The following is a 14,590-nucleotide window of genomic DNA, read 5'->3' on the forward strand; positions in this document are numbered from 1 at the left end:
ATGACATTATTTAACTTTCATAATCACTATTAAAACTCGTTTCTCTGAAAAATACAATTACATCGATGAACTATCTTTGCATAAATATATTTAGAAGTACGACATCAGGTTCAGGTACAAAATGAGCCGCGGTCAAATAACATTATATGATCAAAAGAATTATTAAAAAAATAATGATAACAACCTTATTAATAATTGCCGTACTGGCAATAGTTATTTTAGCATTCACCAGTTTTTACCCAAGCTTCGGTGGCGATAGTACCAAAGGTCAGAAATTAGCCTACGAGCAGTCTCAACAATTTAAAGAAGGTAAATTTCGTAATGTAAAACCGGTACCAGAAGATTTAGCCTTTTCTGACAAGCTTAGTTTAGCCTACAAGTTTTTCACTACCCAAGTGCCAAATGGTCGCCCTAAGGCAGATTTAGTTCCGCAAAAAATAGATTCTGTAAACATTGCAGATTACAGCGGAGAAGCAAGAATGATTTGGTTCGGACATTCTTCTTTCTTATTACAGATTAATGGAAAAAATATTCTAATTGATCCTATGTTCGGTGCAGTAGCAGCCCCTCACCCGCTTTTAGGCGAAAAACGATTTAATAAAGAATTCCCCATAGCAATTGAACAACTACCACAGATTGATGCAGTTATATTTTCTCATGATCATTATGACCATTTAGATTACGAGTCTGTTTTAAAAATTAAGGATAAAACCAATCATTTTTATACTCCGCTAGGTGTTGGTAATCATTTAACTGCATGGGGAGTTTCTTATGCTAAAATCACGGAGATGGATTGGTGGCAAGAAACACAATTCGGAAATCTAAAATTCGTCTGTACACCGGCACAACATTTCTCTGGTAGAGGATTAAACAATGCACAAAGTACATTATGGAGTTCTTGGGTAATCTCATCAGAACATGAGAATATCTTTTTTAGCGGCGATAGCGGTTATGCCGATCACTTTAAAGAAATAGGAGATAAATACGGACCTTTTGACCTGGCGCTAATGGAATGCGGTCAATACAATCAAATGTGGTCAGATATTCATATGATGCCCGAAGAAACCGCGCAAGCAGGTATCGATGTAAAAGCAAAAAAAATAATGCCAATTCACTGGGCAGGATTTAAACTTGCCTTACATGAATGGACAGATCCTATTAAAAGAGTTGAAGCAAAAGCAACTGAATTAAACCTACAGGTAATTTCTCCACAAATTGGGCAAGAGATTATTGTAAAAGATTCTATGAACAACTATGGTGATTGGTGGAAAGGACTGTAATTCACTAATTATTCAAATTACCTAATCAAAAAAAAAAGCGCAATGAAATTAGAAAATAAGGTAGTCAACGTAACAGGAGCCTCACGAGGTATCGGACAAGAAATTGCATTTCTATTAGCAGAAAATGGTGCTAAAATAGTAGTCAATCATTCAAATAGCACAAAAGATGCAAACGCTACTGTGGCTAAAATTAAAAGTAATGGCGGAAACGCTATTGCCATAAAAGCAGATGTAAGCGATAGAGATCAGGTAACTCAGCTATTTGACCAAACTATAGAAGAATTTGGTAAGGTAGACGTGTTGGTAAATAACGCTGGTGTCATGTTCAATAAAAAATTGAAAGACAATACTCAAGAAGACTTCAACAAACAGTTTGATGTAAATGTAAAGGGAGTCTTCAATATGTTACAAGAGGCTGACAGTAAGTTATCAGATAATGGCAATATCATAAATATATCGTCTACTACGGTAAAATTGATGTTCCCTACTTACGCTTTATACTCCGCCTCAAAAGCCGCGGTAGAGCAGATGACCAGAGTGTTTTCTAAAGAAATAGGAAGGGGAATACCTGTAAACGCCCTTGCACCCGGACCAACAGAAACAGAATTATTCTTAAATGGAAAATCAGAAAAATTCATTGATAAATTAAAGGGCATGAATGCTTTCGACAGATGTTCGTTAAGAGACATAGTTTACACAAGTTAAAGATTAGGGTTTACACTAAATTAGTTTCTAACCTTGTAGATTCTTGTTTGTTTCTTAGGTTTCTTTGATCAAAGAAACCTAAAAATACATTTCTGTAAAAGACTTTCCAAATGCCGTTACCTATATCCTCTATAGCTACATATTTTCCTTTCAGAGCTGCCGATACATATACCCAATAATATGATTTCCATCTTACAGCACCACTTTCGGTTACTTTAAGAACTTTATACTTGGTATCATAGTCAAAGTTTGGTATTCTTTCCGGAAAAGGTCTGGTAGAAAAGTCATGTATATCAGCTGGTGTTTTCATCTCTAATGCTTCATGTGGCCTTATGTTATTATACTCTTTTACAAAATGATTTAATCGACGCTGTTGTGCCTTTAAATCAAATGCAGATGGTTTAGCGCAGGCCGCTTTCAGATCACGGTGCATACGTTCATGTCTTCCATTTTGTTGCGGACTGGCAGGGTCCGAAAACACAGGAGAAATACCAAGTTCAATAAACCAATAAGATAGTTGAGTAAATCTTTGAATGGCCCTGACCGAACCAAAAGGACTTCCATTGTCCGTATGTATTTGTTTAGGAATGCCATATATTCTAAAAACCCTTTTAAATTCAGCCTTGGCAGATTTTAGATTTTCTTTATAGTGACCTTTGGCTGTGAACAAGAATCGGCTTCTAGAGTCAGCAATAGTAAGTGGGTGACAATAGATTTTATTGCCCATTAAGAACTTACCTTTATAATCTGTACTCCACACTTCATTACAGGATTGAGGGTCAAAAATAGGGTGTACCGGTTTTACTCTTCTCATCCTTTTTTGAGGACATACTAAACCGTTCCTTTTAAGAATGTTATGAACCGTAACCACCGAAGGAACTTCTTGGGCTGTAAATTCTTTAAACAATAATTCTCTTATTTTCTTAGCTCCCCAAAGCTTGTATTTCTTTTTTAATTTTAAAATACTTTCAACGATATTCTCCTTGGTTGCATTTGGGTATTTTCCAGGAGCTCTAGAGTGTTGTTTTAGTCCTTCAAATCCTTGATTTTCAAATCTGCTTATTAATTTATAAGCAGTAGGTCGAGAGATTTTAAAACTTTTACATAATTCCGTTATGGTATACTTTCCTGTACGCCATTCACAAATAAATTCGATTTTTTGTTCCATTATTGTTGTTACTTTCCAAGGCATGATAATTTGATTTTCATCTCAAATTAACTCCTAAAAAAGTGTAAACGATGTGCCTTTAACGTACCCAGATTGGCACAACCGATAGATATCTCCAGAGTAGCACTATTTTTAGCAAGCGATGAATATAAATGGATTTCAGGTCAAGTTATCGCTGCAAATGGTGCATTAATTTAATCTCACATTTAAAGAACTATACATGAAATTTAAAATAGCTACCCTGCTGGTATTTAGTATTATAATAACTTCTTGCAAAGGCGAACAGATTGTTAAAAAAGAAACTATCAAAACTCCTGAATTTACAAACAAGGGGCAAGAATTGGTTTCAAAAATGCTTGAAAAAGTTGGCGACTATAAAACGCTTCGAACTAAAAAAGATGTCGTTTACACATATACTTACCAAACTCCCGATAGCAAAACAGATATCTCAACAGAGAAATACATTTTCGATGGTGAATTATCTTATGGAAAATACGAACAACATCAAAGAACCTTAAGTGACTTACAGGGCACAATTGAACAAGGTTATGATGGTAAAGAATTCTGGTTAAAACATAACGGTAAAATACTAAATGATAGCATTGCCTTAAAACGAGTTGCGTTTAACAGACCTACTAATTTTTATTGGTTTACCATGTTTCAAAAACTAATGGACCAAGGAGTTGCTTATGAGTACATTGGTGAAAAAATAATTGACAGTTTAACCTATGACGTGGTTAAAGTATCTTTCAATTTTGGAGACGCTAATCCTACAGATATTTATCAGCTTTACATTAATAAGAACACAGCTCTTGTTGATCAATTTCTATTCACTGTAGCAGACTTTGGTGCAATGGAAACTCCAAATTTAATGAGCTTAGAATATGAAGATGTTGACGGAATGCTTTTCCCTACTAAGCGAAAATATAAGAAATCTACTTGGGAAGCCGAAGTTAACGATGCACCATGGATAACTGTTAATTGGTCTAACATAAAATTCAATAACGGATTAAAAAGAACTGAATTTGAAAAATAAGTAACTATTTAAAACCACATCTGCATAAAACCTTAATTAATTGGCTTAGGTAAAGAATTTGAAGATTAACAAATTTTATTAAAAGGTTCTTAACAAAATTAAATACATTGCAGGTCTGTTTAAAAACCAACAAAGGCTTAAAACCCTTTAAACAGTACTCAACTTTGTCTTAATTAACAACCTAACTACCAACTCAACTTATGTCAGTAAACAAAGACTACTCCACGTTTGAAAACTTAAACGAAGAACAATTACCTGTTTCAAAACATAAGCTACATGATTGGACCCATTTTGCAGGCTTATATGCTGCAGAACACGTAGCAGCTACAGAGTTTGTGATTGGCGCTACGTTTGTAGCACTTGGTGCAAAAACAATGGACATTATTCTTGGTCTATTAATCGGTAATATTTTAGCAGTACTAAGCTGGACACTTATTACCTCTCCTATTGCTGTAGAAACAAGATTAAGTTTATATACTTACTTAAATAAAATTGCAGGAGATTCTATGACCAAGCTTTATAATTGGGCTAACGTCATTATTTTCTCTGTAATATCGGCAGCCATGATTACCGTTTCTTCAACTGCCGTTCGATTTGCTTTCGATATACCCGCACAATTAAACTGGTACCCCACAAATTTGTGGTTTGTACTCATTGTATTCTTAGTTGGTGTAGTTGTCGTATCAATTGCGTTATACGGATTTAATGCTGTATCAGAATTTTCAGGCATATGTGCCCCTTGGTTATTCGTAATGTTCACCAGTGGCGCAATGGTTTTACTACCTGCTCTTTCTTTAGATGTTTTAGGAACAACATTACCAAACGGTTGGAACGATTTAATATCGCTCGGAGATCAATCTATATGGACAGGAGTTGATAGTGCCGGCGAACCCGGCATTGGTCTTATAGAAGTCATAGGTTTTGCATGGGCGGCAAATTCAATAACACATTTTGGTTTGATCGATATGGCGTTATTACGTTTTGCCAAAAAGAAATCTTACGCTCTAGCGACTAGTACAGGTATGATGTTTGGGCATTATGTTGCATGGATTGCTGCAGGTATTATGGGAGCCGGTGCTGCTGTAATAATAGGCAAAACAATAGTTGAACTTGATCCGGGCGATGTTGCATTTTACGCGTTAGGTTGGTCTGGTTTCGTAATCGTAATCGTAGCAGGCTGGACAACAGCAATTACTAATTTATATAGAGCGGGCCTTGCAGCACAAGCCATTTTTTATAATCATTCACGTAAAAAGACAACTATTGTTGTTGGTTTAATCACTATTGCCATAGCCTGTTTCCCATTTGTTTTTTCACAGATTTTACCCTTATTAACCTATGCAGGTTTATTGGTAGTACCCGTTGGTGCAATTGTATTTGCAGAGCATCAAATATTCCCAAGGATCGGATACACACGCTATTGGTCTCAATACCGAAATTTAACGTTTAGTACACCCGCTATTGTTTCATGGGGGTTAGGATTGGTTTTCGGTTTTGGACTAAATGCTTTTAATGTAATGTCTTTCTTCTATTTGTTTATTCCAACATGGATTTTCACTATCGGAGTTTATACTTTGTTAGCTGGTCGCTACGGAGCAAAAGAGAAATATCCTGAGGCGGAAGAACAAGAAAGAATACGCAATGAAAAAATTGTCGATTTTCAAGAAGAAAAAAGCAAATTAGAAACAACACCAAAGAAAGATACTACCGTATTCTCAAAGATTTTGAAGTTGGTATCTCTTGTTGCCCTTATAATTACGTTGATATTGGCAGGTATTGTTTTATTCGACAGCGCAAATGAGAATAGCTATATCAACAATAGAGAACTATTTTATACGTATGCATTTATTTGTACGATTGCTTATTTCGTTACTGCATACTGGGCATTATTACGTGTAAAATCAATAAACAAAGCTAAAAATGAATAAAGAAATCATGTTGAACAAAGAGAATTTAGCAACGTTAAGCAAGCAAGTTCCAATTCCTACATTTGATAGAAAATCTCTAAAGGCAGGAATTGTGCATGTTGGTGTTGGTGGTTTTCATAGAGCACACGAAGCATATTACACGCACCTCTTACAAGAAAAAGAAGGTGCATCTGATTGGGGAATTTGTGGTATTGGTCTAAGAAAAGGAGATCAAAAAATTCATGATGTTCTTCAAAAACAAGACGGACTTTACACACTCATTATAAAGCATCCTGATGGTAAAATAGATTCACAAATAATTGGCTCCATTATCGACTTTAAACTTGGTCATGACACTCCCGATGTAGTTATTGACCAAATGGCACATCCTGATACCAAAATAGTTTCCTTGACCATTACAGAAGGTGGTTATAATTTTAATTCGTCAACGGGTGAATTTGATTTTGAAAATACAGATGTACAGCACGAATTACAACATCCAAACAGCCCTAGAACCATTTACGGATTTTTAACTGCTGCCATTAAGAAAAGAAGAGCGTCAGGCTTATCTCCTTTTACTGTAATGTCTTGTGACAACATTGAACACAATGGTGATGTTACCAGAAAGATGCTACTTGCTTTCGCAAACAGACAAGATAAAGAACTGGCTGCATATATCGAAAAGGAAGTCTGTTTTCCAAATAGCATGGTAGATCGTATTACACCTGTCACCACACCTTCGGACATTGAATATTTAGAGAGTACATATGGTTTAAAAGACGAATGGCCTGTAACATGTGAGCCTTTTATTCAATGGGTAATTGAAGATAATTTTTCTAACGGCAGACCAGAATTTGAAAAAGTTGGCGTGCAGTTTGTTCCAGATGTTAAGCCGTATGAAAAAATGAAACTTCGTTTATTAAATGCAGGTCATTCTGTACTTGGGCTTTTAGGCGCTATTCATGGTCACCCAACGATAAATGCCTGTATGGAAGACGAGGTATTCGTTACCTATTTAAGAGCGTTCATGGATCAAGAAGCTACACCGGTTTTAGACCAATTAGAAGGCATAGATTTAACGGCATACAAAGACAGTTTACAAGAACGTTTTGCGAACCCTAATATTAAAGATAGCGTAAGCCGAATCTGCTCTGAGAGTTCTGCAAAATTGCCAAAATTCTTAATTGCTACCATTCAAGATAATATAGCGAATGGTGGAAGCATTACCTACGCAACTTTAGTTATTGCGGCATGGTGCTATTACAGTGACAAGGGAATTGATAAAAATGGAAACGCTATTGAAATCATTGATGCCATGCAAGATCAACTGCATGTGACAGCAAGCAAAACAGAAACTGATCCTTTAGCCTTTATTAGACTAGAATCATTATTTGGAAACTTAATAAATGAAGAAAAATTCACCAAACTGTATAGCAAAATGGTTCAGGAAATATACAAAGATACTGACATTAAGAAACTGATGAAACAAGCTTAATTTAATAGTAGTTCTATTTTAGCTAATAACATTAACTCAGACTTATTATTACCTGAGAATGAACTTGCAATAGCCTTGGCCGTCTTTTTGGTCAAGGTTTTTATTTTATCTGAAAATGCATGTGGGTGAATTTTGTAAAATTCCTTGAACTCATCAAAACACTCTTTGCTATCTTTTTCAGACTCCATTAAAACATCAAACACAATTTCAATTTGATTAGCTGCATCGGTACCATAACGGTCGGTAAAATCATCAATATACAGCCAATCTTCTTTTACATACTCCTTAACTTTTTCCCATTCATTGTTATGCACAGTACCATCACTTATGGCAACGGCATAGAACAGTTTTCCTAAATTTTCATAGAGTCCGTTCATTGTTTTCGCAGTATTTTCCATTTTATCTTGTTTTAGCTGAATACCTAGTAAAAATATGAAGTAGGATATAATTTTAATATGACAAAAATCAGTAGTAATCGATATATTTGATATATGCGGGATTTTCAAAAAAATAGTGACATATTCAATTTACTTTCGGAAGGTGTTTCAGAAGGTATTATCGTTGTAAATGCCGATCAAATTATTGTAGCTACAAATACCTCGTCTCTACAAATGTTTGGGTACGAAAAAGGCGAACTAATTGGCAAGCCTTTAGATATTCTAATTCCTAGTAGATACCATGCCGGTCATGATGCCCATGTAGATAATTTTATCGCAAAGAGCGATAAACGCCAAATGGGGCATGGAAGAAATCTATATGGCATATGTAAAGACGGAAAAGAGTTTCCTGTCGAGGCAGGTTTAAATCCGTTTGAATTCTATGGCGCTACCTATGTAATGGCATTGGTAATCAATATTACAGAACGTAAGAATAGAGAGGAAGAATTAAGCCACTGGGCACGTATTTTTGATGAATCGCTGAATGAAATTTTTATTTTCGATGCCGATACGTTTAAGTTTTTAAATATAAATAAAGAAGCGCAAAGAAATATAGGGTATTCATTTGAAGAGTTATACAGAATGACTCCGGTAGATATTAAACCAGATATGGATATTTCTGAATTTAATACATTGATAGCTCCATTAGTTAATGATGAAACCGCAAAAGTAAAGTTCGAAACCAGACATGGAAGAAAAGACGGAACTTCGTACCCAGTTGAAGTACATCTACAACTATCGAAACTGGGAAAAGAAAAAGTATTTGTTGCCTTTATTCTAGATATCACAGAGAGAAAAAATTATACAGAAAACTTAGAAAAAATAGTAGAAGAACGTACCCATCAACTAACAGAAGCGCTCGCTGTTGAAAAAGAACTGAACGAACTTAAAACGCGTTTCTTATCATTAGTATCACATGAATTTAAAACACCTTTAAGCAGTATACTAACGTCTATCACCTTACTCGGTAAATATACCGAAACAGACCAACAGCCAAAAAGAGATAAGCACGTAACCACTATTAAGAATAAGGTAAAATATTTAGATACCATACTTAATGATTTTCTATCTGTAGAACGATTAGAATCCGGTAAGGTGAATTATAAAATCGAAGAATTTCCGCTTAGTAAAACAGTTAATGAGGTTGTATATAACGCAAACATGTTACTTAAATCTGGTCAACAAATACGTTACCCAGAAAACATTGACGAATTAAATATACAATTCGATGAAAAGACCTTAGAATTGGCGCTATCCAATTTAATACATAATGCTATCAAGTACTCTCCAGAAGATTCCACCATTAATATAAAAGTTGACATAAAAGATACAGGTTATGCCATTAGCGTCATTGATGAAGGCATTGGTATACCAGAAGAAGAGCAAAAACACATATTTAATCGTTATTTTAGAGCAGAGAACGCTTTATTGACCCAAGGCACCGGCATTGGTTTAAATATTGCAAAACAACATATAGAAAACTTAGGTGGCAGTCTTGAGTTTTCAAGTGCAGAAAGTAAAGGGTCAACATTCACCCTAAGTATACCTAAACTAAAAATCAACTAGAAGATGAAAAGAATTTTATTGATTGAGGACGATAAAGCCTTACGAGAGAATACAGAAGAACTTTTAGAATTAGCGGGTTACACAGTTATGACGGCATCTAATGGAAAAATAGGTATTTCAGCTGCAATTGAAAATTTACCTAACATTATCATTTGCGATATTATGATGCCCGAGGTTGATGGTTATGGTGTACTTGAAAATCTTTCCAGTAATAAAAAAACGAAGCACATACCATTCATTTTTCTATCTGCAAAAACCGAGCATAAAGAAATTAGAAAAGGTATGGACCTTGGGGCAGATGACTACCTAACCAAGCCCTTTGATGAAGAAGATTTAATGAGTGCGGTAGAGAGTAGATTAGCCAAAGCTGAGCTTTTGTTACGTATGCAAGATGAAACTTCAAAAGAACACGGCGTTTCTGAAAATGAAATGCGAACCATTCATGAACTTAAAAACTTCTTTGATGATAATGGCGAGGTGGTAAATTTCAAGCAAGGAGAAAATATTTATGAAGAAGATAACCGTTCTAACAAAATTTATCTTGTTTTAAAAGGACTTGTAAAATGCTACAATATGGATCCCGACGGAAAAGAGCTGATTACATCTTTAGCTAAGGCAGATGACTTTTTAGGCTTCACCTCTTTTTTAAACAATGTACCCTATCAAGAATCTGCTACAGCATTAGAGGATGTTGAATTAGCGGGTATTTCGAAAGAAAACTTAAAAGAAATACTTAACGAAAACAAGACCATTTCTATGGAGCTTATGGAGCTTTTATCTGCAAATATTTCTAACATAAAAGCTCAGTTATTACAAATGGCCTATAGTTCTGTACGCAGAAAAACAGCACAAACCTTGTTACAATTTGCCGATGTTATGAATACAAAACCATATGAGCCCATTAGAATTTCACGTAATGATCTTGCCAGTGTGGCAGGTATAGCGACCGAAAGTTTAATACGCACATTATCTGGTTTTAAAAAAGAAGGCCTCATTACTATCGAAGGTCGCAACATTCAAATCATTGAAATAAAAGCATTACAATATGTAAATTAGACGATATCTGATAAATATCATTTATCACGTTTCATCAACCATTTACTTTTGCATAGTAAGTCGATTGAATGAAACATATTTTAATTCCCACAGATTTCTCTAGCAATTCATGGAATGCGCTTGAATATGCAGCAAATCTGTTCACTAATGAGCAGTGCATATTTTATATACTACACGTAGATGAATTAAGCAATTCAGATATTCATGGTAATTCTTTATTGGTGCTGACTAAACCAAATAGAATCTCAGCTAAAGAAAAATTACAAGTACTTTTCAAAAAAATATCAAGTTTATACCCTAACCCGTTGCATCAATTTATTGCGTTAGAAGAATATGGCATTTTAATTGACCATGTCAAAAAAACGGTAGAAGCCAAAAATATTGATGTAATAGTAATGGGTACAAAAGGAGCCACAGGGTTGAAGACTTCAGTTATAGGTGCTAATACGGGTAATGTAATAACTAAGGTAGCTTGTAATGTATTAGTAATACCTGAAAATACGATTATAAAAAAACCAAGTAAAATTGGTTTTCCAACAGATTTTAACCTGTTCTACACCTACCCTATTTTAAATTCTATTACAGAGATTCTTGAAATTTCGAAAGCCAATTTAGATGTTATTCACATGACACAATCAAAACCAAATTTTTCAAATTCTCAGGTAATTAACCAGGCTTATTTACATGATTATTTAAAAGAGCTATTTATTGACCACCATAGCTTTAATCATATTCTAGGTAAAAATGTTAGAGACTCAATATTAGATTATATCACAGAAAATAAAATTGAAATGCTGACAATGGTTGCAAAAAATTTAAACTTGTTTCAGCAGATTTTCTTTAACAACTCAATTGAAGAACTAAGCTACCAAACTTCAGTACCATTATTTGTAATGCATGAATAAAAGCTTGTGAACTTTACTATTATTTTTATTCCATTTGTAATTTGATGGCTATAAAATACTATTACACCTCAATAAAGCCATTGCATGAATAATTTAAGACATTCTGTCTTTTCAAAGAACTTAAGAACATATGTAATTAGCACTCAAAATCGTACTTTTGCAACTTTGCTATGAATACATGATTAATTTTGAAGAAAATATAGAAGTTAAGGGCGCACGCGTTCATAACCTTAAGAATATAGATGTTACCATACCCCGAGACAAACTGGTTGTTATAACTGGCTTATCTGGTAGTGGTAAATCTTCATTGGCTTTTGACACTATTTACGCAGAAGGGCAAAGACGTTATATCGAAACTTTTTCTGCATATGCCAGACAATTTTTAGGAGGTTTAGAACGACCAGATGTTGATAAAATTGATGGTTTATCTCCTGTAATTGCCATTGAACAAAAGACGACCTCTAAATCGCCAAGATCTACGGTTGGTACAATTACAGAAATATATGATTTCTTAAGACTACTTTTTGCCCGTGCAGCAGACGCACATAGCTATAACACAGGCGAAAAAATGGTGAGTTATAGCGATGAACAAATTAAGAATTTGATCATTGAATCGTATAACGGAAAAAAAATAAACATACTTGCACCGGTAATTAAATCTAGAAAAGGGCACTATCGAGAACTATTTGAACAAATTGCGAAGCAAGGTTTTGTAAAGGTTCGGGTTGATGGTGAAGTAAAGGATATCGTCAAAGGCATGAAAGTGGATCGTTATAAGGTTCATGATATAGAGATTGTCATTGACCGATTGAAAGTTGTTGAAAGCGAAGATTTTCATAAACGTTTATCAGAAACTATAAATACAGCCATGTATAGTGGCGACAATGTATTAATGGTTTTAGAAGAAGGTACTGATCTACCGAGATATTTTAGTAGAGATTTAATGTGCCCTTCTACGGGCATCTCCTATCCTACCCCTGAACCTAATACATTTTCATTTAACTCGCCAAAAGGCATGTGCCCCTATTGCAGTGGCTTAGGTCATGTGTACGAAGTAAATGAAAAGAAAATATTCCCTAATAAGAAACTATCTATTAAAGGTGGCGGAATAGCCCCATTAGGAGATTATAAAAAATCTTGGGCATTTAAACAGATAGAGACTATTGCTGAACGCTATAATTTTCAAATAACCGATCCTATAAATTCTATTCCAGCTGAAGCTATTGAGATTCTTTTAAATGGCGGTAAAGAAAGTTTCGTAATAGACTCTAAAACTTTAGGTGTAAAACGCACTTATAAAATTGATTATGAAGGAATTTCTAATTTCATAAAAAATCAATTTGAAGAAGCTGCTTCCACTTCAATTAAAAGATGGGCTAAAGAATATATGGACAGAATTACGTGTCCGTCATGTACAGGTTTCCGTCTTAGAAAAGAATCGCTATACTTTAAAATAGAAGATAAAAATATTGCAGAGTTAGCTAATTTAGATATTGTAGAATTAGCAGCTTTCTTTAATGGTTTAGACAAAAAGCTTACTGGCAACCAGTTGAAGATTGCTGAAGAAATCATAAAAGAGATAAGTACTAGAATACAATTTCTACTAGATGTAGGTCTAGATTATTTATCATTGAACAGAAGCTCTAAATCGTTATCTGGTGGTGAAGCACAACGTATTCGACTAGCGACCCAAATTGGATCGCAATTGGTGGGTGTACTTTATATTCTAGATGAGCCAAGTATCGGTCTACACCAACGAGATAATGAACGATTGATCAAATCATTAGAATCTCTTAGAGACATTGGTAACTCCGTTATCGTAGTTGAACATGACCGCGATATGATAGAAAGAGCTGATCATGTAATTGATATTGGTCCGAAAGCAGGTAAAAACGGTGGCGAAATTATATCTCAAGGTACGCCTGAAGAATTAAAGAATGTACATACGCTTACTGCCGATTATATAACCGGTGTAAAAGAGATTGAAGTCCCGAAAAAGAGAAGACCCGGTAATGGCAATGAAATTGTATTATCTGGTTGTACTGGTAATAACTTAAAGAATGTAACCGTCAAATTTCCTTTAGGAAAAATGATTGGCGTTACTGGAGTATCCGGTAGTGGTAAATCAACTTTAATAAACGAGACGCTTTATCCAATAATGAACGCCCATTATTTCAATGGCGTTAAAAAACCAATGCCGTATAAGAAAATTAAGGGGCTAGAGCACATCGATAAAGTTATTGATATCAACCAATCGCCTATTGGCAGAACACCAAGATCAAACCCTGCGACATATACCGGTGTATTTAGCGAAATACGTTCACTGTTCGCAAAAACTACTGAAGCAGCTATTAGAGGTTACAAACCTGGCAGATTCAGTTTTAATGTAAAAGGTGGGCGGTGCGAAACGTGCCAGGGAGGCGGACTAAGAGTTATCGAAATGAATTTCTTACCAGATGTTTACGTAGAATGCGAAACCTGTAACGGCAAAAGATTTAATAGAGAAACATTAGAAATTCGTTACAAAGGCAAGTCCATTTCAGATGTTTTAGAAATGACTATTAACGAAGCTGTATCATTTTTTGAACTTATTCCGAAAATACATCGTAAGTTAAAGACCATTCAAGATGTGGGCTTAGGTTATATATCTTTAGGGCAACAATCCACTACCCTTTCAGGTGGTGAGGCGCAACGTATAAAATTGGCAACAGAACTTTCTAAGAGAGATACAGGTAATACCTTCTATATTTTAGATGAGCCTACAACCGGACTTCATTTTGAAGATATTAGGGTTTTAATGGATGTTTTGAATAAATTAGCTAATAAAGGAAATACTGTGTTAGTTATTGAACATAATATGGACGTAATTAAAATGGTAGATTATATCATAGATATCGGTTACGAAGGCGGACGCTCAGGTGGTCAGTTAGTAGCCAAAGGTACTCCCGAGCAAGTTGCAAAAGACAAAAAAAGCTACACGGCAAAGTTTTTAAAGAGAGAATTAAAATAATAGTTGGATAAAAATCCATCTAAAT

Annotated in this window: 11 protein-coding genes; 9 read left to right on the forward strand and 2 right to left on the reverse strand. The window is 34.8% G+C overall.

Features of this window, described 5'->3' with window-relative positions:
• Positions 1-146: 146 nt before the first annotated feature.
• A complete protein-coding gene (locus Q4500_RS08460) occupies positions 147-1,280 on the forward strand; it encodes an MBL fold metallo-hydrolase (protein ID WP_303599255.1) in 1,134 nt (377 codons plus the stop codon).
• A gap of 42 nt (positions 1,281-1,322) precedes the next feature.
• A complete protein-coding gene (locus tag Q4500_RS08465; protein ID WP_303599256.1) occupies positions 1,323-1,985 on the forward strand; it encodes an SDR family NAD(P)-dependent oxidoreductase in 663 nt (220 codons plus the stop codon).
• A 10-nt stretch (positions 1,986-1,995) separates the two neighbouring features.
• Here Q4500_RS08465 and Q4500_RS08470 read toward each other — a convergent pair whose 3' ends face one another.
• Positions 1,996-3,153, reverse strand: coding sequence for an integrase core domain-containing protein (locus tag Q4500_RS08470; protein WP_303599257.1), 1,158 nt, complete (start codon positions 3,151-3,153; stop codon positions 1,996-1,998).
• Positions 3,154-3,373: 220 nt separating this feature from the next.
• Between Q4500_RS08470 and Q4500_RS08475 the strand changes: the two genes are divergently transcribed.
• The 3 genes from Q4500_RS08475 to Q4500_RS08485 all read left to right on the forward strand — a co-directional run bounded on the left by Q4500_RS08475 (position 3,374) and on the right by Q4500_RS08485 (position 7,591).
• The gene (locus tag Q4500_RS08475) at positions 3,374-4,189 is read left to right on the forward strand and encodes a DUF6503 family protein (RefSeq protein WP_303599258.1); all 816 of its coding nucleotides are present in this window, start codon (positions 3,374-3,376) and stop codon (positions 4,187-4,189) included.
• Positions 4,190-4,389: 200 nt separating this feature from the next.
• Positions 4,390-6,117 carry a cytosine permease gene (locus tag Q4500_RS08480; RefSeq protein ID WP_303599259.1) on the forward strand — a complete coding sequence of 576 codons (1,728 nt, stop codon included), beginning with the start codon at positions 4,390-4,392 and terminating at the stop codon, positions 6,115-6,117.
• On the forward strand, positions 6,110-7,591 hold the full coding sequence (locus Q4500_RS08485) for a mannitol dehydrogenase family protein (protein ID WP_303599260.1): 1,482 nt from the start codon (positions 6,110-6,112) through the stop codon (positions 7,589-7,591). Before Q4500_RS08480 ends, Q4500_RS08485 begins: the two co-directional genes overlap by 8 nt.
• Here Q4500_RS08485 and Q4500_RS08490 read toward each other — a convergent pair.
• On the reverse strand, positions 7,588-7,989 hold the full coding sequence (locus tag Q4500_RS08490) for a hypothetical protein (protein WP_303599261.1): 402 nt from the start codon (positions 7,987-7,989) through the stop codon (positions 7,588-7,590). The genes Q4500_RS08485 and Q4500_RS08490 overlap by 4 nt on opposite strands.
• 93 nt (positions 7,990-8,082) lie before the next feature.
• On the opposite strand from Q4500_RS08490, the gene Q4500_RS08495 reads away from it, so the two are divergent.
• The 4 genes from Q4500_RS08495 to uvrA all read left to right on the forward strand — a co-directional run bounded on the left by Q4500_RS08495 (position 8,083) and on the right by uvrA (position 14,565).
• The gene (locus Q4500_RS08495) at positions 8,083-9,594 is read left to right on the forward strand and encodes a PAS domain-containing sensor histidine kinase (protein WP_303599262.1); all 1,512 of its coding nucleotides are present in this window, start codon (positions 8,083-8,085) and stop codon (positions 9,592-9,594) included.
• Positions 9,595-9,597: 3 nt separating this feature from the next.
• A complete protein-coding gene (locus Q4500_RS08500) occupies positions 9,598-10,650 on the forward strand; it encodes a response regulator (RefSeq protein ID WP_303599263.1) in 1,053 nt (350 codons plus the stop codon).
• Between the two features lie 68 nt (positions 10,651-10,718).
• Positions 10,719-11,555, forward strand: a complete 837-nt coding sequence (locus Q4500_RS08505; protein ID WP_303599265.1) for a universal stress protein — start codon at positions 10,719-10,721, stop codon at positions 11,553-11,555.
• A gap of 178 nt (positions 11,556-11,733) precedes the next feature.
• Complete coding sequence (gene uvrA / locus Q4500_RS08510; protein WP_303599266.1) at positions 11,734-14,565, forward strand: excinuclease ABC subunit UvrA; 2,832 nt, start codon at positions 11,734-11,736, stop codon at positions 14,563-14,565.
• The last annotated feature ends 25 nt before the right edge of the window (positions 14,566-14,590 follow it).

The organism is Maribacter sp. 1_MG-2023 (assembly GCF_030547005.1).
Lineage (GTDB): Bacteria > Bacteroidota > Bacteroidia > Flavobacteriales > Flavobacteriaceae > Maribacter.